Annotated in this window: 18 protein-coding genes; 16 read left to right on the forward strand and 2 right to left on the reverse strand. The window is 66.5% G+C overall.

The features are described 5' to 3' along the window. The first annotated feature begins 37 nt into the window (after positions 1-37). From ACL9RL_RS11920 to rpsA, 4 genes are all read left to right on the forward strand, one after another. Entirely contained in the window at positions 38-1,714 is a 1,677-nt protein-coding gene (locus ACL9RL_RS11920; RefSeq protein WP_422780470.1) for a DUF885 domain-containing protein, read from the forward strand. A 9-nt stretch (positions 1,715-1,723) separates the two neighbouring features. Further along, the gene (locus tag ACL9RL_RS11925) at positions 1,724-2,380 is read left to right on the forward strand and encodes a DUF4166 domain-containing protein (RefSeq protein ID WP_422780471.1); all 657 of its coding nucleotides are present in this window, start codon (positions 1,724-1,726) and stop codon (positions 2,378-2,380) included. Beyond that, positions 2,377-3,375, forward strand: a complete 999-nt coding sequence (locus tag ACL9RL_RS11930) for an epimerase (RefSeq protein WP_422780472.1) — start codon at positions 2,377-2,379, stop codon at positions 3,373-3,375. Before ACL9RL_RS11925 ends, ACL9RL_RS11930 begins: the two co-directional genes overlap by 4 nt. Positions 3,376-3,542: 167 nt before the next feature. Next, positions 3,543-4,994, forward strand: coding sequence for a 30S ribosomal protein S1 (gene rpsA, locus ACL9RL_RS11935; protein WP_422780473.1), 1,452 nt, complete (start codon positions 3,543-3,545; stop codon positions 4,992-4,994). Positions 4,995-5,088: 94 nt separating this feature from the next. Here the strand turns inward: rpsA and ACL9RL_RS11940 are convergent, their stop codons facing one another. Further along, positions 5,089-5,679 carry a DUF4126 domain-containing protein gene (locus tag ACL9RL_RS11940; RefSeq protein WP_422780474.1) on the reverse strand — a complete coding sequence of 197 codons (591 nt, stop codon included), beginning with the start codon at positions 5,677-5,679 and terminating at the stop codon, positions 5,089-5,091. A gap of 100 nt (positions 5,680-5,779) precedes the next feature. On the opposite strand from ACL9RL_RS11940, the gene coaE reads away from it, so the two are divergent. Continuing rightward, entirely contained in the window at positions 5,780-6,391 is a 612-nt protein-coding gene (gene coaE, locus ACL9RL_RS11945; RefSeq protein ID WP_422780475.1) for a dephospho-CoA kinase, read from the forward strand. A gap of 113 nt (positions 6,392-6,504) precedes the next feature. Next, entirely contained in the window at positions 6,505-8,568 is a 2,064-nt protein-coding gene (gene uvrB / locus ACL9RL_RS11950; RefSeq protein ID WP_422780476.1) for an excinuclease ABC subunit UvrB, read from the forward strand. A gap of 18 nt (positions 8,569-8,586) precedes the next feature. On the opposite strand, the gene ACL9RL_RS11955 is transcribed toward uvrB, so the two are convergent. Continuing rightward, positions 8,587-9,222 (reverse strand): protein-L-isoaspartate(D-aspartate) O-methyltransferase, encoded by a 636-nt coding sequence (locus ACL9RL_RS11955; protein WP_422780477.1) that lies wholly within the window; start codon positions 9,220-9,222, stop codon positions 8,587-8,589. A gap of 157 nt (positions 9,223-9,379) precedes the next feature. Here ACL9RL_RS11955 and uvrA point away from each other — a divergent pair, with 157 nt between their 5' ends. The 10 genes from uvrA (at position 9,380) to ACL9RL_RS12005 (ending at position 20,949) form a co-directional block, all read left to right on the forward strand. After that, entirely contained in the window at positions 9,380-12,271 is a 2,892-nt protein-coding gene (gene uvrA, locus ACL9RL_RS11960) for an excinuclease ABC subunit UvrA (protein WP_422780478.1), read from the forward strand. Position 12,272: 1 nt separating this feature from the next. Beyond that, entirely contained in the window at positions 12,273-14,165 is a 1,893-nt protein-coding gene (uvrC, locus tag ACL9RL_RS11965; protein ID WP_422780479.1) for an excinuclease ABC subunit UvrC, read from the forward strand. A gap of 38 nt (positions 14,166-14,203) precedes the next feature. Beyond that, the gene (gene rapZ / locus ACL9RL_RS11970; RefSeq protein WP_422780480.1) at positions 14,204-15,085 is read left to right on the forward strand and encodes an RNase adapter RapZ; all 882 of its coding nucleotides are present in this window, start codon (positions 14,204-14,206) and stop codon (positions 15,083-15,085) included. A gap of 46 nt (positions 15,086-15,131) precedes the next feature. Further along, entirely contained in the window at positions 15,132-16,109 is a 978-nt protein-coding gene (gene whiA, locus ACL9RL_RS11975) for a DNA-binding protein WhiA (protein WP_422780481.1), read from the forward strand. Between the two features lie 165 nt (positions 16,110-16,274). Continuing rightward, on the forward strand, positions 16,275-16,901 hold the full coding sequence (locus ACL9RL_RS11980) for a superoxide dismutase (protein WP_422780482.1): 627 nt from the start codon (positions 16,275-16,277) through the stop codon (positions 16,899-16,901). A 100-nt stretch (positions 16,902-17,001) separates the two neighbouring features. Then, positions 17,002-18,009 (forward strand): type I glyceraldehyde-3-phosphate dehydrogenase, encoded by a 1,008-nt coding sequence (gene gap / locus ACL9RL_RS11985; RefSeq protein ID WP_422780483.1) that lies wholly within the window; start codon positions 17,002-17,004, stop codon positions 18,007-18,009. Positions 18,010-18,115: 106 nt separating this feature from the next. Further along, the gene (locus tag ACL9RL_RS11990; protein ID WP_422780484.1) at positions 18,116-19,330 is read left to right on the forward strand and encodes a phosphoglycerate kinase; all 1,215 of its coding nucleotides are present in this window, start codon (positions 18,116-18,118) and stop codon (positions 19,328-19,330) included. After that, positions 19,321-20,124 (forward strand): triose-phosphate isomerase, encoded by an 804-nt coding sequence (tpiA, locus tag ACL9RL_RS11995; protein WP_422780485.1) that lies wholly within the window; start codon positions 19,321-19,323, stop codon positions 20,122-20,124. The genes ACL9RL_RS11990 and tpiA overlap by 10 nt, the downstream gene beginning before the upstream one ends. Positions 20,125-20,265: 141 nt before the next feature. Beyond that, positions 20,266-20,514 carry a preprotein translocase subunit SecG gene (gene secG / locus ACL9RL_RS12000; RefSeq protein ID WP_422780486.1) on the forward strand — a complete coding sequence of 83 codons (249 nt, stop codon included), beginning with the start codon at positions 20,266-20,268 and terminating at the stop codon, positions 20,512-20,514. 66 nt (positions 20,515-20,580) lie between these two features. Beyond that, positions 20,581-20,949, forward strand: coding sequence for an RNA polymerase-binding protein RbpA (locus tag ACL9RL_RS12005; RefSeq protein WP_422780487.1), 369 nt, complete (start codon positions 20,581-20,583; stop codon positions 20,947-20,949). Positions 20,950-20,976: the final 27 nt, after the last annotated feature.

Below are 20,976 nucleotides of genomic sequence, written 5' to 3' on the forward strand. Positions count from 1 at the left end.
CTTGGCGCTCATCACAGGATCGTCCTAGGCTCGTCGTATGGCACACGACGAAGTACGTCCAACGACCCCCATCGACGCGATCGCCGAGCGGTGGGTCGACACACTCGTCGAGCTGCAACCGGTCCTCGGCACCTACATCGGCCGCAATGAGGTCAACGATCGCTACGGCGACTACTCCCCGGCCGGCCACGGCGCCTACATCGAGGCCGCGAAGCGCACGCTCGGCGAGCTCCGGGCCGCGGCCGTCGTCGATTCCGTCGACGAGGTCACCAAGACCGATCTGAGCGCGCAGCTCGAACTCGACGTCGAGAGCTCCGATGCCGGCCTGCAGTATCGCGACCTCAACGTCATCGCATCCCCGGCGCAGGAGATCCGTGAGGTGTTCGACCTCATGCCGACCGCGACCGTCGAGGACTGGGAGACGATCTCGACGCGGCTGGGGCGTCTGCCCGAAGCGGTCCACGGCTACATCGAGACGCTCCGCGAAGGCATCGCGAAGGGGATCACGCCGGCGAAGCGCCAGGTGGCCGAAGTCTTCGAACAGGTCAACCGGGTCGCGGCGGAGGACGGATTCTTCGTCGAATTCGCGGCGAACGGCGGTCCGGTGGGCGGACAGCTTCCGGCGTCCCTCGCCAACCAGCTCGGCGTGCACGCGGGCGCGGCGGCCGTCGCATACAGCGAGCTCGCCGACTTCCTCGCCCAGCAGCTCCTCCCGGTGGCCACCGAGCGCGACGCCATCGGCCGCGACCTGTACGCGCTGCAATCCCGCCGGTTCCTCGGCGCGACGATCGATCTCGACGAGACCTACGAGTGGGGCATCGAGGAACTCGGTCGGATGGTCGCCGAGCAGTCGTCGATCGCGAACGAGATCCTGCCGGGCGCTTCGGTCGAGGAGGCCGTCGCCTTCCTCGAACGCGACGACGCCCGGAAGCTGCACGGCACCGAAGCGCTGCAGCGGTGGATGCAGGAGACGAGCGACCGCGCCGTCGAGGAGCTCGGACGCACGCACTTCGACATCCCCCAGGAGATCCGTGCACTCGAGTGCATGATCGCGCCGACGCAGGAGGGCGGGATCTACTACACGGGGCCGACCGACGACTTCTCCCGTCCTGGACGCATGTGGTGGTCCGTGCCTGAGGGCGTCACCGAGTTCGACACCTGGCGAGAACTGACGACCGTTTACCACGAGGGCGTTCCAGGGCACCACCTGCAGATCGGCCAGGCCGTGGTCAACCGGGCGAAGCTCAACACCTGGCGCCGTCAGCTCGCGGGAACCTCCGGCCATGCGGAGGGTTGGGCGCTGTACGCGGAACGCCTGATGGAACAACTCGGCTACTTGAACGACCCGGCGGACCGACTCGGCATGCTCGACGGACAGCGGATGCGGGCGGCGCGCGTCGTCCTCGACATCGGCGTCCACCTCGGGAAACAGCTCCCGGACGGCAGCGGCGCCTGGAGCGCAGAGTACGCGTTCGAGTTCATGGGTCAGAACGTCAACATGTCGCCGGAGTTCGTGAAGTTCGAGGTCAACCGCTACCTCGGCTGGCCCGGACAGGCGCCGTCGTACAAGGTCGGTCAGCGCATCTGGGAGCAGCTGAGGGACGAGGTCCAGCGCCGCGAGGGCGATGCGTTCAGCATCAAGGAGTTCCACCGGCGCGCGCTCGACCTCGGCGGGGTCGGCCTGGATACCCTCCGATCGGCACTGCTCGGCTGAGTCCGCGCGGTGGGGGACAGGGCGTCCGAGCGCAGATCTCCGTACGAGGATGCGCTCGGCGCGAGCCTCGACGAGCTGCACCCTCGGCTCAGGGCCTACTTCAGTGCGATCCCGTACGGGTCGGTCGGCGTCGGGACGGGTGTGTTCGACACGGTAGGCACACCGAGACGGTGGTTGTGGCCGCTGCTGTGGCCGTTCGGTCGCGCCGGGGTGATGTTCGGCGTATGGGAGCGGGACGTCCCGTTCACCGTCGTCAACCGACCCGTCATCCCGGACGTCGGCGTCCCGGCGGTGGCATCCGAACGGATCTTCCACCTCGCATCCGGCGACCGCACGATGGTGGATCGCATCGCCTCCAGCGGCGGGCTGAGTCGATCGGTCACGGATGCCCTCGGTTCCGGTGGACGTGTGCACTCGCGGCTCGATGCGTCGATCGTCGACGGCTCGCTCCGCCTGAGATCGACCGCGGTCGCCGTGAGGATCGCGCGCCTCACGATCCGGATCCCCGGCGTCATCTCACCGGTGGTGACGCTCGTCGAGCGCTGGGACGACGACGCCGATGAGCAACGCGTCTCGATCGTGGTCGACGCGCCACTCATCGGTAGGCTGTACGAATACGCCGGTCGCTTCACCTATGCGGTCCGGCCGGGGGAGGCAACACCGTGACCGAGCGGATCGTGATCGCCGGCGCGTCCGGTTTCATCGGACAGTACCTGATCGACGCATACCGGGGGCGTGGGGCGCAGGTCGCCACGATCGGACGACGCGGGGCCGACGCATCGTGGGGCGACACCGAGCGCATCACCGCGTTGCTCGACGGCGCCGACGTCCTGATCAACCTCGCAGGCAAGAGCGTGAACTGCCGCTACAACGCGGCGAATCGTGCCGAGATCGCACGCTCGCGGGTGGAGACGACCGCTGAACTCGCAGCTGCGGTGCGCGCGTGCCGAAAGCCACCGCCCCTCTGGGTCAATTCCTCGACGGCCACGATCTACCGACACGCGGAAGACCGCCCGATGACCGAATCGACCGGCGAGATCGGCCGCGGCTTCTCCGTGGACGTCGCAACCGCCTGGGAACGGGAGTTCTTCGCGGGCGACCTCGACGGCACACGGCGGGTGGCCCTCCGCATGGCGATCGTCCTCGGCGACGGCAGCGCCCTCGTGCCCCTCATCCGCCTTGCGTCGTTCGGGCTCGGTGGAGCTCAGCTCGACGGTCGGTGGCCGTCGACGGAGGCCGGCATCGACGCCGGAACCTACCATCGGTATCGCTCGCGCGGCGGCCGTCAGCGCTTCAGCTGGATCCACGTCGAGGACGTCCTCGGCATCATCGACTTCGTTCGGGAACATCCGGATGTGGACGGCGTGCTCAACGCCTCATCGCCGAACCCGACCGACAACCGAGGCTTTATGCGGACGCTCCGATACGCGCTCGGCGTGCCGCTCGGCATCCCGACTCCTCGGTGGATGCTGGAGATCGGATCGATCGCCATCCGGACCGAGACGGAACTCGTCCTGAAGAGCAGGTGGGTGGTCCCAGAACGCCTCCAGGGCCTCGGCTACCGGTTCCGGCACCCGAAGCTCGACCCGGCGATCCGCTCGATCATCGACGGGCGGAACGGCATTCGTCACGGGTTGCCGGGAGCCGCAGAATCCAGCTAAACTGGATTGTCACAATTGTGACGTTCTATCCGCCTGCCAGTCTCGCAGCGCGACGCGTCGGCCACCCGGTCGCCGCGGCACACACATCATCGCCGGAACTCCTCACGGAGTTCGGGTCGGTGCGTGCGGCTGGCCTGAAACATTGTCCGCACTGGAGCAACTACTACATGACAAGCGCAACGACCGCCCCCCGGCAGGTCGCAATCAACGACATCGGATCTGCTGAAGACTTCCTGGCAGCGGTCGAGAAGACTCTGAAGTTCTTCAACGACGGCGACCTCATCGAAGGCACCGTAGTGAAGATCGACCGCGACGAGGTCCTCCTCGACGTCGGTTACAAGACCGAGGGCGTCATCCCCTCACGCGAACTCTCCATCAAGCACGACGTCGACCCCAGTGAGGTCGTCAACGTCGGTGACACGATCGAGGCTCTCGTTCTCCAGAAGGAGGACAAGGAAGGCCGTCTGATCCTGTCCAAGAAGCGCGCACAGTACGAGCGCGCTTGGGGCGATGTGGAGAAGATCAAGGAATCCGACGGCGTCGTCACCGGTTCGGTCATCGAAGTGGTCAAGGGTGGCCTCATCGTCGACATCGGCCTCCGTGGCTTCCTCCCGGCATCGCTCATCGAGCTGCGCCGCGTCCGCGACCTCACGCCGTACCTCGGCCAGGAGATCGAAGCGAAGATCCTCGAGCTCGACAAGAACCGCAACAACGTGGTCCTGTCGCGTCGTGCGCTCCTCGAGCAGACGCAGTCCGAGAGCCGCACCACCTTCCTCAACAACCTCCAGAAGGGACAGGTCCGCAAGGGCATCGTCTCGTCGATCGTCAACTTCGGTGCGTTCGTGGACCTCGGCGGAGTGGACGGCCTCGTGCACGTCTCCGAGCTCAGCTGGAAGCACATCGAGCACGCCAGCGAGGTTGTGGAAGTCGGCCAGGAAGTCACCGTCGAGATCCTCGAGGTGGACCTGGACCGCGAGCGCGTCTCCCTGTCGCTCAAGGCGACGCAGGAGGACCCGTGGCAGGTCTTCGCCCGCACCCACGCCATCGGCCAGGTTGCACCGGGCAAGGTCACCAAGCTCGTTCCGTTCGGTGCGTTCGTTCGCGTCGCAGACGGCATCGAGGGCCTCGTGCACATCTCCGAGCTGTCGGGCAAGCACGTTGAGCTCGCCGAGCAGGTCGTTTCGGTCGGCGACGAGGTCTTCGTCAAGGTCATCGACATCGACCTCGAGCGTCGCCGCATCTCGCTGAGCCTCAAGCAGGCCAACGAGGGTGTCGACCCCGAGGGCACCGAGTTCGACCCGGCCCTCTACGGCATGCTCACGGAGTACGACGACCAGGGGAACTACAAGTACCCCGAGGGCTTCGACGCCGAGACGCAGGAGTGGAAGGAAGGCTTCGACGCCGAGCGCGAGAAGTGGGAGCAGGACTACGCTGCAGCCCAGGCTCGTTGGGAAGCGCACAAGAAGCAGGTTGCAGCCGCAGCCGCTGAAGAGGCCAACCCGACCACGTCGAGCGCTTCGTCCGCTGGTTCCTCGTTCTCGAGCGAGTCCACCTCCGGTGGCACGCTCGCTGACGACGAGTCCCTCGCAGCTCTGCGCGAGAAGCTCTCCAGCAACTAGTTCCATCCGCTGACCGGTCTCCGACCGCGATGCACTGAAGAGGGTCGCCTTCGGGCGGCCCTCTTCTGCGTGTGGGGCAGGTGCTGCGTCTGCCTCAGGCGGGGTTCGCGAGCCGACGCCGCCGCTTGCGGAGGACGCGCCAACCGAGGATTGCGAGCGTCACGGCGACGAGGACGACGAGCACCGGGACGACGAGCGCGAGAATCGACGCGAAGAGGCTCCCGACATCCTCCGCGATGCTGAGGACTGGGGCGGCGAAACCGGCGGTCGCGGCATTGGCGACCGGACGCACCCCCATCTTCAGCAGGTGGATGATCAGCGCGATGACCACGCCTGCGACGATCGGGACCCATTGGCCGTTGTCGAGCGCGACTGACGGGTCTTGGACCGCGACGGTCTCGGCTCCGAAACCGGAGCCGAAGGCGATGCCTCCGGCAGTCGGTCTGATCACCGTCTGGACGACGTCGTTGAGGGAGTCGACGGCCGGGATCTTGTCCGCGACGACGTCGAGCACCAGCAGGAAGCCGAGGATCCCGAGCACCCACGGATTCTCCAGCCAGGTCCAGCCGGCAGGCAGCGTGATCAGATCTGTGAAGCGGCCGATGAGCCCCAGCACGAGCAGCGGGATGTACGCGTTGACTCCGGCCGCGGCGGCGAGGCCTGCACCGGTCAGGACTTCGAGCATGGCGCCTCCTCGGCGGGTCGACCACGGCCGGATCGATCGATGACCCGTGCTCCATGGTAACGACGGCCGCTCGAGGACTGCGCGCGGCTAGGCTTGAGTCATGTACTTGATCGGCCTCACGGGCGGCATCGCCTCAGGCAAATCGACCATCGCCCGTCGCCTCGCCGAGTTGGGAGCCGTGGTGATCGACGCCGACGTCATCTCCCGCGAGGTCGTCGAACCGGGGACACCCGGGCTGCAGGCGATCATCGAACGATTCGGGCCGGACGTGCTCGCGGCCGATGGTTCGCTCGCCAGGCAGCGGCTCGGGTCCATCGTGTTCACCGATGAGACCGCTCTCGCCGATCTGAACGCGATCGTCCATCCGGCGGTCAAACGCCGCTCCAGGGAGCTCATCGATGCCGCCTCGCTCGTCCCGGGCGCGGTCGTCGTCTACGACGTCCCGCTGCTTGTGGAGACGGGGCGCGCGGACGAGTTCGACCGTGTGGTCGTCGCGTCTGCGCCGGAGGCCGTCCGCCTCTCCCGGCTGACCGAGATCCGCGGACTGGATGCGGGGGAGGCCGCCAGGAGGATCGGCGCCCAGGCGACCGACGAGCAGCGCCTGGCGGTGGCGGACGACGTCGTCGACACCGGTGGGACGATGGAGCACACGCTCTCCCAGGTCGACCGCATCTGGGATTCCGCACGCGCAGCATCCCGCGCCAGCTCCTGACCTTCTGCCGAGGGGTCGCAATCTGCGGGTGCTGTCGGCGAACACCCGCAGTTCGCGACCCTTCGGCAGAGGGTAGCGGGGGCGATGTCGGTGGGGATACCTAGGATTGGAGCATGGAACCCACACGCTCCGTTCGTCCGTTCGAGGTCATCAGCGACTACGAGCCGAGCGGCGACCAGCCGAAGGCGATCGCCGAGCTGACCGGTCGCATCAACGCCGGTGAGACCGACGTCGTGCTGCTCGGCGCCACCGGTACCGGCAAGTCGGCCACGACGGCCTGGCTCGTCGAAGCGGTGCAGCGTCCAACGCTCGTGCTCGCGCACAACAAGACCCTCGCGGCGCAGCTCGCGAACGAGTTCCGCGAGTTGATGCCAAACAACGCGGTCGAGTACTTCGTCTCCTACTACGACTACTACCAGCCGGAGGCGTACGTCCCGCAGACCGACACCTTCATCGAGAAGGACTCGTCGATCAACGCCGAGGTGGAGCGACTCCGCCACTCGACGACCAACTCGCTGCTCAGCCGGCGCGACGTCATCGTCGTCTCCACGGTGTCGTGCATCTACGGCCTCGGTGCAGCGGAGGAGTACCTGGAGGCCATGGCGGCCTTGCAGGTCGGCCAGGAGATCGGTCGCGACCGCCTCATCCGCAAGTTCGTCGGCATGCAGTACAACCGCAACGACGTCGACTTCTCCCGCGGCAACTTCCGGGTGCGCGGCGACACCATCGAGATCATCCCGGTCTACGAGGAACTCGCCATCCGCATCGAGTTCTTCGGCGACGAGATCGAGGCGCTGTACGCGCTCCACCCGCTCACAGGAGACGTGGTCAAGAAGCTCGACGCCGTATCGGTGTTCCCCGCATCGCACTACGCCGCCAGCCCGCAGACCATCCAGCGCGCCATCGGCACCATCCAGGAGGAGCTCGCAGAACGCCTCCAGGACCTCGAGCGCGAGGGGAAGCTCCTCGAAGCGCAACGCCTGCGCATGCGCACCACCTTCGACCTCGAGATGATGCAACAGATCGGGTTCTGCTCGGGCATCGAGAACTACTCCAGGCACATCGACGGCCGGAACCCGGGGGAGGCGCCCAACTGCCTCCTCGACTACTTCCCGGACGACTTCCTGACCGTCATCGACGAGTCGCACGTCACGGTGCCGCAGATCGGCGCCATGTTCGAGGGCGACGCGTCCCGCAAGCGCACCCTCGTCGAGCACGGGTTCCGTCTGCCGAGCGCCATGGACAACCGTCCGCTCCGCTGGGACGAGTTCAAGAACCGCGTCGGACAGACGGTCTACCTCTCCGCGACCCCCGGCAAGTACGAGATGGGCATCGCCGACGGCATCGTCGAGCAGATCATCCGCCCGACCGGCCTCGTCGACCCTGCCATCATCGTGAAGCCGTCCACCGGCCAGATCGACGACCTCCTCGAAGAGATCCGCCAGCGTGCCAAGCGCGACGAACGCGTCCTGGTGACCACCCTCACCAAGAAGATGGCGGAGGAGCTGACCGACTTCCTGACGGAGGCCGGCGTGCGGGTGCGGTACTTGCACTCCGACGTCGACACCCTGCGCCGAGTGGAACTGCTGAGCGAGCTGCGGGCCGGTGTGTACGACGTCCTCATCGGCATCAACCTGCTCCGAGAGGGTCTCGACCTGCCTGAGGTGTCGCTCGTCGCGATCCTCGATGCGGACAAGGAAGGCTTCCTGCGATCGTCCACGTCCCTCATCCAGACCATCGGTCGCGCCGCGCGAAACGTGTCCGGCGAGGTCCACATGTACGCAGACGTCCTCACCGACTCCATGAAGCGCGCCATCGAAGAGACCGACCGGCGGCGGGAGAAGCAGGTCGCGTACAACCTCGAACGCGGCATCGACCCGCAGCCGCTGCGCAAGCGGATCGCCGACATCACCGAAGCGCTCGCGCGTGAGGGAGCCGACACGGCGGAACTCCTGGCGGGACGCGACAAGTCCAAGAAGAGCCCGACTCCGAACCTGCGGCGGGAGGGCATTGCAGCCGAGGGGGCGAACGACATCGAGTCGATCATCGCGGACCTCAACGCCCAGATGCTCGCGGCCGCGGCCGAGCTCAAGTTCGAACTGGCCGGGCGCCTCCGGGACGAGGTCGCCGAACTCAAGCAGGAGCTCCGGCAGATGTCGAAGGCCGGCCACATCTAGGGGATCCGCCGCAGAGGGTCACCCTCCGATGAGCGGTACGAAGGCGACGCCGCCGAGCGCACTGCAGTCGAGCGCACCGTCTGGTCGCTTGACACAGCAGGTGAGCGTCTGCCCGTAGCTCGGACGTCCGATCGGCGCGACGAGCCGCCCGCCCGGACGCAGCTGGTCCCGCCAGGCATCCGAGATCGACGGCGTGGCCGCCGCGACGACGATGACGTCGAACGGCGCCTCCGCTGGCGCGCCGAGGCGACCGTCGCCGTCGAGGACGGTCACGTTCGAGACCGTTGGAGACCCGAGTCGATCGCGCGCCGATTCCGCGAGGGCGGGGATCCGCTCGACGCTGACGACACGGCGAGCGAGCCTCGCGATGACGGCCGCTGCATACCCGGAGCCCGTTCCGATGTCCAGGACCACGTCATCCGGTCCGATCTGCGCGGACTCGAGCATCAACGCCACGACGTAGGGCTGCGAGATGGTCTGGCCGTCTCCGATGGGGAGCGGGTGGTCCGAATACGCGTCGCGGATCAACGCAGCCGGAACGAACTCGTGGCGGGGCACCTCGCCCATGGCGGAGAGCACACGCTCATCGGTGATGCCGCGAGCACGAAGCTGCTCGTCGACCATCTCTGACCTCGCCCGGTCGAATCCGTCCATGTTCCATTGTCGCTCCGAAGCGCGTGGATGGATCCAGCCGTCGGAGAGAAATCGCCTGGGACGATCCGGATGCGGCACCGGACGATTCACGGCATAACTTCGCTCTCGGCACAGCCCTGGGTGATCCAGTGTCGGTGGCGCTGCGTACACTCGTAGGGTGTCAGTTGCGAAGGTAGATTCCCACTCCAAACTCAGCGTTCAAGGTGCCCGCGTGCACAACCTGCAGAACGTGAACCTCGAGATCCCACGCGACTCGCTTGTCGTGTTCACGGGCCTCTCCGGCTCGGGCAAGTCATCGCTCGCGTTCGACACCATCTTCGCCGAGGGACAGCGCCGGTATGTCGAATCGCTGTCCGCATACGCGAGGCAGTTCCTCGGCCAGGTCGACCGCCCGGACGTCGACTTCATCGAGGGCCTCAGCCCGGCGGTCTCCATCGACCAGAAGTCCACCAACCGCAACCCCCGCTCCACGGTCGGCACCATCACCGAGGTGTACGACTACATGCGTCTGCTCTGGGCGCGCATCGGCGTCCCGCACTGTCCCGTGTGCGGCGAGGTCATCCAGCGCCAGACCGTGCAGCAGATCGCCGACCAGCTGATGGAGCTGGATGACAAGACCCGGTATCAGATCGTCGCGCCGGTCGTGAGCCAGAAGAAGGGGGAGTTCGTCGACCTCTTCAGCGAGCTCTCCGCGAAGGGTTTCGCCCGCGCCATCGTCGACGGCGAGCAGATCCAGCTCACCGAACCCCCCACGCTCAAGAAGCAGGTCAAACACGACATCGCGGTTGTGGTGGACCGCCTCGTCGCCGGACCGGAGATCCTCGGCCGCCTGACTGACTCGCTGGAGACGGCGCTCAACCTCACCGACGGACTCGTCAAGATCAACTTCGTCGACGGTGAAGGAGACGATGCATGGCGCACGTTCTCGGAGAAGCTGTCCTGCCCGAACAACCACCCGTTGCAACTGACCGAGATCGAGCCGCGGACGTTCTCGTTCAACGCGCCCTTCGGCGCCTGCCCGGAGTGCTCCGGTCTGGGAACCAGGATGTCGGTCGACTCCGAGCTGCTCCTCGGCGACGAGGAGCTGAGCATCAACGAGGGCGTCATCATCCCCTGGACCACACAGGGCAAGGGGCTGTACCAGTACTACGAGAAGCTCCTCGAGGGCCTCGCCCGCGATCTCGAGTTCTCGCTCAGCACACCCTGGCGCGACCTCCCCAAGAACGTGCAGGAAGCGGTGCTCCGCGGCAACAACTTCAAGGTCACGGTCAAGTGGCGCAACCGGTTCGGTCGCGACATGAGCTACTCGTCCGGTTTCGAAGGCGTGATCCCGTACATCGAACGCCAGTACATGGAGGCGGACTCCGACTCCCAGCGTGTTCGCTGGTCAGAGTACCTCCGCGAGGTGCCCTGCCAGGTGTGCGAGGGCAAGCGGCTGAAGCCGGAGGTCCTCTCGGTCCTCATCCACGAGCACAGCATCGCCGACGTCGCACTGCTCAGCCTGTCCGACGCCCGCGCGTTTATGGACAAGCTGGAGCTGTCCGATCGGGAAGCACACATCGCGGCGCAGGTCCTGCGCGAGATCAAGGTGCGGCTCGACTTCCTGATCCAGGTCGGGCTCAACTACCTCGACCTCGCCCGTTCCGCCGGGTCGCTGTCCGGCGGCGAGGCGCAGCGCATCCGCCTCGCCACGCAGATCGGTTCCGGTCTGACGGGTGTGCTCTACGTCCTCGACGAGCCGAGCATCGGCCTGCACCAGCGAGACAACCGCCGTCTCATCGAGACGCTCGTTGCACTTCGCGACCTCGGCAACACGCTCATCGTGGTCGAACACGATGAGGACACCATCCGTACGGCGGACTGGATCGTCGACATCGGGCCTGGCGCCGGCGTCAACGGCGGCAAGGTCGTCCACTCGGGGTCGTTCGAACAGCTCCTGGCCAACACGGAGTCGCTCACGGGCGACTACCTGTCGGGCCGCAAGGCCATCGAGACGCCGGAGAAGCGTCGTCCCATCGACCCCGAGCGTCAGATCCGGGTCGTCGGCGCCGCCGCGAACAACCTGCGCAAGGTGAACGTCGACTTCCCACTCGGTGTGCTCACGGCTGTCACCGGTGTGAGCGGGTCAGGCAAGTCGTCCCTCGTGAACGACGTCCTGTACCGTGTGCTCGCCAACAAGCTCAACGGCGCCCGCAAGGTCCCTGGCAAGCACACGCGAGTCACCGGTCTCGAACTGCTCGACAAGGTCGTGCACGTCGATCAGGCGCCCATCGGACGCACACCCCGGTCGAACCCGGCCACCTACACGGGTGTGTTCGATCGCATCCGCACCCTGTTCTCCGAGACGTCAGAGGCCAAGGTCCGCGGCTACCTCCCCGGCAGGTTCAGCTTCAACGTCAAGGGAGGCCGCTGCGAGGCGTGCTCCGGCGACGGCACGATCAAGATCGAGATGAACTTCCTGCCGGACGTCTACGTGGCCTGCGAGGTCTGCGGAGGCGCGCGTTACAACCGCGACACCCTCACCATCCACTACAAGGGCAAGAACATCGCAGAGGTGCTCGACATGCCCATCGCCGAGGCTGCGGACTTCTTCGAACCGATCTCCTCGATCCACCGGTTCCTGAAGACGCTCGTCGAGGTCGGCCTCGGATACGTCCGTCTCGGCCAGAGCGCCACCACGCTCTCCGGCGGTGAGGCCCAGCGCGTCAAGCTCGCAACGGAACTGCAGCGCCGGAGCAACGGCCGGAGCATCTATGTTCTGGACGAGCCGACGACCGGTCTGCACTTCGAGGACGTGCGCAAGCTCCTCCTCGTGCTCGGCAGCCTGGTCGACAAGGGCAACACGGTCATCGTGATCGAACACAACCTCGACGTCATCAAGACCGCCGACTGGCTGATCGACATGGGGCCGGAGGGCGGTGCAGGCGGCGGCAAGGTGCTCGCGACCGGCACCCCGGAACACCTGGCCACGGTCACGCAGAGCCACACCGGCGTCTTCCTGCGCGAGGTCTTCGAGGCTGAGGCCGGCGACAGCCGCAAGGCGGGCTGACGTGCCGGCCGTTCAACGCGGAAGCGGTCTGTCGTACCGGCCGAAGGCGGGGGAGATCCCGACCCTCCCGGGCGTGTATCGCTTCAGTGACGACGCAGGTCGGGTGCTGTACGTCGGCAAGGCGAAGAACCTCCGCGCGCGCCTGAGCAACTACTTCGCACCGTTGCACTCGCTCCACGAGCGCACGAGGCGCATGGTGACCACCGCGACCGGCGTCGAGTGGACCACGGTCGGCAGCGATGTCGAGGCGCTCCAGCTCGAGTACACCTGGATCAAGGAGTTCGATCCGCCGTTCAACGTCAAGTTCCGCGACGACAAGACCTACCCGTACCTCGCCATCACGCTCGGCGACGAAGCGCCACGGGTCGTCGTGACCCGCAACACGCGGATGAAGGGCGCCAAGTATTTCGGGCCGTACCCGAAGATCTGGGCCGTCCACGACACCGTCGACCTCATGATCAAGGTGTTCCCCATCCGCACCTGCTCCGATTCGAGCTACAAGCGCGCCATGACGACAGGCAAGCCATGCTTCCCTGGGCAGATCGGCCGATGCGGCGGTCCGTGCTCCGGCAAGGTCACGATCGAGGAGCATCGCGCGATCGTCGACGACTTCGTTTCGTTCATGGCCGGCAACGACAAGCGCTTCACCTCACGCATCATGGCCGAGATGCGAGCGGCGGCGGAGCGCCAGGACTACGAGAGCGCAGCAACGTACCGCGACCAGCTCCAGGCGCTCGAGCAGGTGCTCCAGAAGAGCACGGTCGTCCTCCGCGACGGCGTCGACGCCGACCTGTTCGGCATCGAACACGACGAGTTGGCGGCATCCGTGCAGCAGTTCATCGTGCGGGGCGGCCGAATCCGCGGTGTCCGCTCCTGGACGGTCGACAAGGAACTCGACATGTCCACGGCCGACCTCGTCGACGGGGTCATCCAGCGCGTCTACGACACGGCATCGGGCATCGACGTCCCCCGCGAGGTCCTCGTCCCAGAGCTTCCAGAGGATGCAGAAGGTCTCGAAGCGTGGCTCGCGGAACGACGTGGATCGAAGGTCAAGGTCCGCATCGCCCAGCGCGGTGAGAAGGCGACGCTGATGGAGACGGCCGTCGTCAACGCGAAGCAGGCGTTGATGCTCTACAAGACCCGTCGGAGCTCCGACTTCGTCGCACGCACGCAGGCGCTCGAAGACATCAGGGACGCGCTCGGCATGCCGGAGGCGCCGCTGCGCATCGAGTGCTACGACGTCTCCCATCTGAGCGGGACCAACATCGTCGCTTCGATGGTCGTGTTCGAGGACGGCCTCTCCCGCAAGGACGAGTACCGACGCTTCAGCGTCGCGGAGTCCACGGACGACACCGATTCGATCTACCAGGTCATCACCCGACGACTCGCGCACCTCACCTCAGCCGAACCCGTCGAGACGATCGACGAGACGACGGGGGAGCGCAAGCGCCGGAAGTTCACCTACCCGCCGCAACTCCTCATCGTCGACGGCGGCCAGCCGCAGGTCGCAGCCGCCGCGAGGGCGCTCGAAGAGTCCGGGTTGACCGGGATCACGCTCTGCGGCCTCGCGAAGCGTCTGGAGGAGATCTGGCTGCCGGAGGACCCGTACCCGGTGATCCTCCCTCGTGGCAGCGAAGCGCTGTTCCTGCTGCAACGCGTTCGCGACGAGGCGCACCGCTTCGCGATCACGTTCCAGCGCCAGAAGCGCAAGCGCGACATCTCCAGCGTCCTCGCGGAGATCCCAGGGCTCGGGCCGGCGAAGGTGCGCGAACTGCTCAAACACTTCGGCTCCGTCGCCAAGCTCAAGGACTCGACGCCCGAGGCCATCGCGGAGGTCAAGGGCATCGGCCCCAAGCTCGCCGGGACCGTCCACGAAACCCTGAACTCTCGATAGGCTTGAGGCTCACCATCCACCGAGTTGAAAGTGTGTCGATGAGCCCCGGCCAGCAGCAGCACCAGCAGGAAGTGCTGATCGTCACCGGCATGTCCGGAGCAGGGCGTTCCACGGTGGCGAACGCACTCGAGGACCTCGACTGGTATGTGGTGGACAACCTGCCACCGCAGATGCTCCGTCCGCTCGTTGAACTCGCGGAACGCGCGGGCTCCCGACTGCCCCGCATCGCGGCCGTCGTCGACGTGCGCGGCCGTGACTTCTTCAGCGAACTCCAGGAGATCGTTCCGGCGCTCCGCAGCGGCACGCACCTCCGGATGATCTTCCTCGAAGCGACCGATGCGGCACTCGTGCGTCGCTTCGAAGCCGTGCGCCGCCCGCACCCGCTGCAGGGCGAGGGCACGATCCTCGACGGCATCGTGGCGGAGCGGGCGAGGCTCAACGACATCCGCGAGTCCAGCGACGTCATCATCGACACGAGCGAGCTGAACATCCACCAGCTCGCCACCACCACACGGGAGTTGTTCGCCGGCGCAGAGACGCCCGGTGTGCAGGTCACCGTCCTCAGCTTCGGGTTCAAGTACGGCCTTCCGGCCGACGCGGACCTCGTGGCCGACATGCGCTTCCTCCCGAACCCGTTCTGGGTGCCGGAGTTGCGAGCGCTCACCGGCCAAGACGCAGCAGTGAGCGACTACGTGCTGTCCCAACCGGGCGCCGAGGAGTTCATCGAAGCGTATGCACGCGCGCTCGAACCCGTCCTCGCTGGATATCAGCGCGAGAACAAGCGTCACGCCACCATCGCCGTCGGCTGCACGGGCGGGAAACACCGCTCCGTCGCCGTGGCCATTCAGCTTGCCGACCGTCTCAGGACGGTGTCCGGCGTCGCCGTGCATGTCAGACACCGCGACCTGGGGCGCGAATAGACGCAGACCGCGTCCGCAGCCCCCGCATCAACAGATAGGAACCCACGTGGCCCTCACCGCCGACGTCAAAAACGAACTGGCGCTCGTCCGCGAAACCCGCAACCAGGTCAGGGCGGCAGAACTCGCCTCCCTGCTGCGATTCTCCGGCGGCCTGCACACCATCTCCGGCCGCGTCGCGATCGAAGCCGAGCTCGACAGCCCGGCGCTCGCCCAGCGTGTCCGCCGCGACATCGGGGAGCTCTACGGCATCCGGAGCGAGATCCTCGTGCAGAACCCCGGCACGTCCGGCAAGGCTGCGCTGTTCGTCGTCCGCGTCATCGAAGGCGGGGAGACGCTTGCACGCCAGACCGGTCTGCTCGATGCCCGTCGTCGCGCCGTCCGCGGCCTTCCCAACCGTCTGACCACCGGCTCGCGCGATGAACTCGCCGCCGTGTGGCGCGGGGCATTCCTCGCAACGGGTTCACTCACCGACCCTGGTCGCTCCGCGTCGCTCGACGTCGTCTGCCCCGGCAACGAGTCCGCGATGGCGCTCGTCGGCGCTGCGGGCCGCATCGGCATCCCCGCGAAGGCACGGGAGGTGCGCGGCATCCACCGCGTCGTCATCCGCGAGGGCGATGCGATCAGCGGCATGCTGACCGCGATGGGCGCGACGGGCACCGTCACGTCCTGGGAGGAGATGCGGCAGCGCAAGGAGGTCCGCGCGACCGCGAACCGCCTGGTCAACTTCGACGACGCCAACCTGCGTCGTTCGGCGCAGGCGGCCGTCGCCGCGTGCGCACGGGTCGAGCGCGCCCTCGAGATCCTCGGCGACGAGGTTCCGGAGCACCTGCGGTACGCGGGCGCGCTCCGCCTCGACCACCGCGAAGCCAGCCTCGACGAGCTCGGCCACTTCGCGGACCCGCCGATGACCAAGGACGCGATCGCCGGCCGCATCCGCCGCCTGCTCGCGATGGCTGACAAGCACGCGACGGACCTCGGAATCCCGGGCACCGACGCGAACCTCCCGGCCGACTTCGACGAGTAGCCGGCCTGGCGGCGCAACATCAGGTGAACATCGGATCGACGAAGTGTAGCCATTCGTCATCTCCGGAAGAACCCGGGGGCGCCGCCAGTTGGCTTCAGTAGACTGGGCCCGACGCTCAGAGCCGCGTGCAGACTGCGCGCGGGACGATTCGAGGAGATCACACGAATGGCTGTTTACACCCTGCCCGAACTTCCGTACGACTACAGCTCGCTGGAACCGCACATCAGCGCTGCGATCACGGAACTGCACCACGACAAGCACCACGCGGCGTACGTCGCCGGCGCGAACACGGCCCTCGACAAGCTTGCTGAAGCACGCGACACGAACGACTTCGCGAACGTGAACAAGCTCGAGAAGGACCTCGCCTTCAACCTCGGCGGACACGTCAACCACACCATCTGGTGGAACAACCTCTCCCCGGACGGCGGCGACAAGCCCACCGGTGAGCTCGAGGCAGCGGTCGACGAGTACTTCGGCAACTTCGACAAGTTCCAGGCCCACTTCACGGCGGCAGCGCTCGGCGTGCAGGGTTCCGGCTGGGCGGCGCTCACCTGGGACACCCTCGGTCAGCGGATCAACATCCAGCAGTTCTTCGACCAGCAGGGCAACTTCCCGGCCGGCACCGTTCCGCTCCTCCTCCTCGACGTGTGGGAGCACGCGTACTACCTCGACTACAAGAACGTCCGCGCCGACTACGTCAAGGCGTTCTGGAACATCGTGAACTGGGCCGACGTCCAGGCTCGCTTCGAAGCAGCACGCGAAAAGACCGGCGGCCTGCTGGTACTGTCTTAAGCGACAGGGTTGTCCCGGGCCCCGTGCCCGGGACGACCTACCCCGCTCATTCGAGCATCCGTACAACTGCGCCATCGCGCCCCAGTATCAGGAGTCATCTGTGTCCGTAAAGATCGGTATCAACGGCTTCGGCCGCATCGGCCGCAACTTCTTCCGCGCCGCCCTCGCCAAGGGCAGCGACCTCGAGATCGTCGCGGTCAACGACCTCACCGACAACAAGGCACTCGCTCACCTGCTGAAGTACGACTCCATCACGGGTCGCCTGGACGCGACGGTCGAGCTCGACGGTGACAAGATCATCGTCAACGGCAAGCCCATCATCGTGCTCGAGGAGCGCGACCCCGCGAACCTCCCCTGGGGCGAGCTGGGTGTCGACATCGTCATCGAGTCCACCGGTCGCTTCACGAAGTCGGAAGACGCTCGCAAGCACATCGCAGCCGGCGCCAAGAAGGTCCTCGTCTCCGCTCCCGCAACGGGCAGCGACGTCGCGACCATCGTCCTCGGCGTCAACGAGGACACGTACGACGCAGCGTCGCACGACATCATCTCCAACGCGTCCTGCACCACGAACTGCCTCGCGCCGCTCGCCAAGGTCCTGCTCGACAACTTCGGCATCGAGCGTGGCCTTATGACCACGGTCCACGCCTACACGGCAGACCAGAACCTGCAGGACGGCCCGCACAGCGACCTCCGTCGTGCACGTGCAGCTGCCGTCAACATCATCCCGACGTCGACCGGTGCCGCCAAGGCGCTCGGCCTCGTCATCCCCGAGCTCGTCGGCAAGCTCGACGGCTACGCACTGCGCGTTCCGGTCCCGACCGGCTCGATCACCGACCTCACCGTCGAGCTCACGAAGCCCGCGACGGTCGAAGAGATCAACGCCGCGTACAAGGCTGCCGCCGAGGGTCCCCTCAAGGGCATCCTCAAGTACACCGAGGACCCGATCGTCTCCAGCGACATCGTCACCGACCCGCACTCCTCGATCTTCGACGCCGGCCTCACCAAGGTCATCGGCTCGCAGGTCAAGGTCGCTTCGTGGTACGACAACGAGTGGGGCTACTCCAACCGTCTCGTCGACCTGACGGAATACGTCGCCGACCGACTGTAAGTCACCGCTGCATGAGTCAGGCGCACTGAACCGAGTTCAGTGCGCCTGACTCAGTTTCACCCCAGATCACGCTTCATCCACACACCATCTGAAGACAGAAGAGGTTATGGCACTTCGCACGCTCGAATCACTCGGTTCGCTCGCGAGCAAGCGCGCCGTTGTCCGTCTTGACTTGAACGTCCCCCTGAAGGACGGCGTCATCACCGACGACGGCCGCGTGCGCGCGGCACTCCCCACCCTGAACGCCCTCATCAACCAGGGCGCCCGTGTGGTCATCGTCTCCCACCTCGGACGCCCTGAGGGCACCCCGGACGCGAAGTACAGCCTCGCGCCCGTCGCCCAGCGTCTGAGCGAGCTGCTCGGCAAGCCCGTCACGTTCGCCGCCGACACCGTCGGCAGTGCTGCGACGGACGCCGTCGCCGCGCTTGAGGATGGCGACGTCGTCCTGCTGGAGAATCTCCGCTTCAACCCGGGGGAGACGAGCAAGGACGCCGATGAGCGTTCCGCCTTCGCCGCGAAGCTCGCCGCATTCGGCGACGTCGTCGTGTCGGACGGCTTCGGTGTTGTGCACCGCAAGCAGGCGAGCGTCTACGAGCTGGAGAGCTTGCTGCCGAGCGCCGCGGGTCTGCTCATCGCGAAGGAACTCGAGGTCCTCGACCGCCTGACGGAGAACCCGGAACGTCCGTACACGGTCGTCCTCGGCGGTTCGAAGGTCTCCGACAAGCTCGGTGTCATCGGCCACCTCCTGCCGCGCGTGGACTCGCTCCTCATCGGCGGAGGCATGCTCTTCACGTTCCTCGCCGCCAAGGGCCACAAGGTGGCGTCGAGCCTGCTCGAAGCCGACCAGATCGACACCGTTCTCGGCTACCTCGCGAAGGCCGAGGAGCTGGGCGTCAAGATCGTCCTCCCGACCGACGTCGTCGTCGCCTCCAAGTTCGGTGCGGACGCCGAGCACGTCATCCGTGCTGCCGACGCCATCGAGGACACCCCGTTCGGCGCATCCGGTCTCGGACTGGACATCGGCCCGGAGACCGCGGAGGCGTTCGCCGCCATCGTGCGGGACTCCAAGACCGTCTTCTGGAACGGCCCCATGGGCGTCTTCGAGCTCGCGCCGTTCGCGGCAGGCACGAAGACCGTCGCAGAAGCACTCACCCACACCGACGGACTCAGCGTCGTCGGCGGTGGAGACTCAGCAGCAGCGGTGCGAGCACTCGGCTTCACCGATGGCCAGTTCGGCCACATCTCAACCGGTGGCGGCGCGAGCCTCGAATTCCTCGAGGGGAAGCGTCTGCCTGGACTGGAGGTCCTCGGATGGCAGTAGTAGGCGCACGGCACGGGCGGGTTCCGCTCATCGCCGGCAACTGGAAGTTGAACCTGGACCACTTCCAGGCGATCGCCCTCGTGCAGAAGCTCGACTGGACGCTCAAGGACGCGAAGCACGACTACGCGGCCGCTGAGGTCGCCGTGTTCCCGCCGTTCACCGACCTCCGTTCGGTGCAGACCCTGGTCTCGGCAGACAAACTCCAGCTGCGCTTCGGCGCCCAGGATCTGTCGCAGCACGACTCCGGCGCGTACACCGGCGAGATCTCCGGCGCGTTCCTCGCCAAGCTCGAGTGCACCTACGTGCTCGTCGGACACTCGGAGCGGCGCACGCTGCACAACGAGACCGACGAGGTCGTCGCAGCGAAGGTCAAGGCGGCGATCCGTCACGGCCTCGTTCCGATCATCTGCATCGGCGAGACCGCAGAGGACCTCGAGACGCACGGCCCGAGCGCCGTTCCCGTCGCTCAGCTGAAGGCAGCGCTCGAGGGCGTCGACACGGCGGCGGACATCGTCGTCGCGTACGAGCCCGTCTGGGCCATCGGCTCCGGACAGGCGGCGACGCCAGAGCAGGCGCAGCAGGTCGCGCAGGCCCTGCGTGCAGCGATCGCAGAGCTCCTCGGCGACGACGTCGCCCAGAAGACCCGCATCCTCTACGGCGGCTCGGTCAAGGCGGTCAACATCGCCGGCTTTATGAAGCAGCCAGACGTCGACGGCGCCCTCGTCGGCGGAGCGAGCCTGCAGGCGGACGAGTTCGCCGGCATCGCACGCTTCGACAAGCACGTCGGACTGTAAAACGCACCACCGATCACCGCGATCCGAGCGGATCGACGCGACACCGACGGAGCCGATGCTCGGAGAGCACGGCTCCGTTGGGGTCGCACGGTATACTTGACGACGGTTCAGCCTCTCTGAACGCGAATTGAAAGGTCCCACGTGGAGATTCTCCAGGTCATCTTGCAGGTGCTGCTCGGCATCACCAGCCTCCTGCTCACCTTCCTGATCCTGCTGCACAAAGGTCGTGGCGGCGGTCTGTCCGACATGTTCGGCGGCGGGATGTCAAGCAACCTCGGTTCTTCCGGTGTTGCAGAGCGGAACCTGAACCGATTCACCGTCATCCTCGGTCTCACGTGGGGAACCTGCATCGTTGTGATCGGTCTCCTCACCAAGTTCACCGCGTCCTGAGCCCTCGGTCCGACCAGTCGGGCCGACCAGGCAGCAGTACAGGCAACAGCACAGAAGGAAGACACCATGGCATCTGGCGGAAGCGCCATCCGGGGTTCGCGCGTCGGCGCAGGACCCATGGGAGAACAGGACCACGGCTACCACGCAGACCGCGTCGCCGTGTCCTACTGGGACGCCCTCGGCAACGAGACCGTCCGCTACTTCGCGGCCAACGTGCCGGCGGAGGAGATCCCCGAGACGATCGACTGCCCGACGTCCGGTCTGCCGGCCGGTCGCGACAAGGAGAACCCGCCTGAGGTCTCCAAGCTCGAACCGTACAAGACCCACCTCGCCTACGTGAAGGAACGTCGTACGGAGGAGGAAGCCGAACAGCTCCTCGAAGAGGCGCTCCAGCAGCTTCGCGCACGTCGCGGCACCGCGGCGAAGAAGGCGTAGCCGCACCACAAACGCATGCAGAAGAGG

Origin of the sequence: Plantibacter sp. Mn2098 (genome assembly GCF_049319745.1) — a bacterium.
Classification (GTDB): Bacteria; Actinomycetota; Actinomycetes; order Actinomycetales; family Microbacteriaceae; genus Plantibacter.